This is a genomic window from Pseudoalteromonas atlantica (assembly GCA_007988745.1).
Taxonomy (GTDB): Bacteria; Pseudomonadota; Gammaproteobacteria; order Enterobacterales; family Alteromonadaceae; genus Pseudoalteromonas; species Pseudoalteromonas atlantica.
On the sequence record BJUT01000109.1, the window covers coordinates 1 to 1,957 of the forward strand.

1 protein-coding gene is annotated in these 1,957 nt (G+C 47.5%); it reads left to right on the plus strand.

Features of this window, described 5'->3' with window-relative positions; genetic code table 11:
* A partial coding sequence (locus PAT01_RS19870) for a beta strand repeat-containing protein (RefSeq protein ID WP_186807318.1) occupies positions 1-1,957 on the plus strand: 1,957 nt, incomplete at both ends.

Here is a 1,957-nt window from a genome sequence, read left to right on the forward strand (position 1 = left end):
ACGGCCACTACCACAGGGGAGGTTGATACAACTGCGCCGGTTGTGAACATAAATGCGCTAGGTGATACAAGTGATACTACACCAACTCTATCAGGTACGGTAAGCGGGGAACCTACAGGCTCAACTGTTACTTTAACTGTAACGGACGCAAATGGTGCAGTGCAAACAATCACTGCACAAGTCATTGCAGATGGAAGTTGGACAGTAGAAGTACCCGTAGCTTTAGCTGAAGGTAGCTATACTGTTGATGCTACTATTAGCGATAACGCTGGCAATGAAGGTACTGCAAGCGCCTCTGGTACTATTGATACAAGTGCGTTAACTATCACTATTGATGTGATTGGTGAAACCAACGATCAAACCCCACAAATAAGCGGTGATACATTTAATGCAGAAGTAGGTTCGTCTGTTGAAGTTCAGATCACTGACTCTACAGGTGCGACTATTACCTTAACTACGGTTGTTGATGCAAACGGACAGTGGAGTGTTACTCCGCCAGCCGATTTACCTGAGGGAAGTGTATCAATCAGTGCAACAGTAACTGATTTAGGCGGTGGTTCAGCCATAGCAGAACTTGATGCTGTAATTGATATTACGCCGCCAACTATACAAATTAACGATCTAGAAACTAGTAATGATACAACACCAATTATTGCTGGTAATACTACAGGCGTTGTTTCTGGCACTGTTATAAGCTTGACTGTTACAGATTCGCAAGGAGTTGTTCGCTCGTTTAATACGACAACAGATGCACAAGGGAATTGGAGTGTAGAGCTTTCTCAAGAGTTGGCTTCAGGGGATTACACTGTACAGGCAGAGGTTTCTGATGCTGCAGGCAATAGTGCTTTAGATACAGCAACCGGTAATATTGATACTGCGGGGCCAAGTTTAACCGTTGATTTTGATGCTGTAACCAATGATACAACACCGACTATTTCAGGCACGAGTGATGCCGATGTAGGTACAACGATTACTGTAGTGATCACTGATGAAAACGGTGTTGAACAAACACTAACAACCACAGTAGATGCCAATGGAAGTTGGGAAGTAACCCCTCAAACAGACTTGAATGAAGGTGATAACACCATCGAAGTGAGCGTGTCTGATGAAGCAAGAAACACAACAACAGTAACCGATACAATTACTTTAGATACACAAGCACCCACATTAACCATGCAAACCGTGGGTGATGTAAACGACTTAACCCCTACATTACAAGGCACCAGTAACGAAATTGGCGGCACGGTAACACTCACCGTGACCGACAGTGATGGCGCTGTGCAAACCATTACCACCACCGTTGGTATGGATGGGCATTGGGATATTGAAATCCCAAGTGCCCTGGCACAAGGCGACTTTACTGTCAGCGCGAGTATTACTGATGCCGCAGGCAATGAGAGCACCGCCAACAGCAGTGGCAATGTAGATACCATTACCCCAGTTGTAACCGTGGATGCACTGGGACTTGGTAACGACAGTACTCCACTTATTAGTGGTACTTCAACTGAGCCAGAAGGCACAGTTGTAAACATTGTAATTACCGACAGTAATGGCGATGAAACACCGCTCACCGCCACCGTGGATGTCAACGGCAATTGGCAAGCAACCAGCCCTGAATTACCAGAAGGCAGCTACAGTGTGCAAGCCAGCATTACCGATGCGGCGGGCAATACAGGCGGCGCTACGCAATCGGGCACCATAGATAGCCTCGCGCCAACACTTGTGCTTGATACCGTCGGCGCGACCAACGACAGCACGCCAACTATTAGTGGTTCCACGAATGCACCAGCGGGCACGGTAATTAGCATCAGCGTTAGCGATGGCATTACCACCGAAACCTTTACAACCACAGTGCAAGCGGGTGGCAGCTGGTCAGCCGATGTACCAAATGCACTGGTTGATGGTGAGCTGACCATTGAAGCCAGCGTGAGCGACAACGCCGGTAACACCACCACGG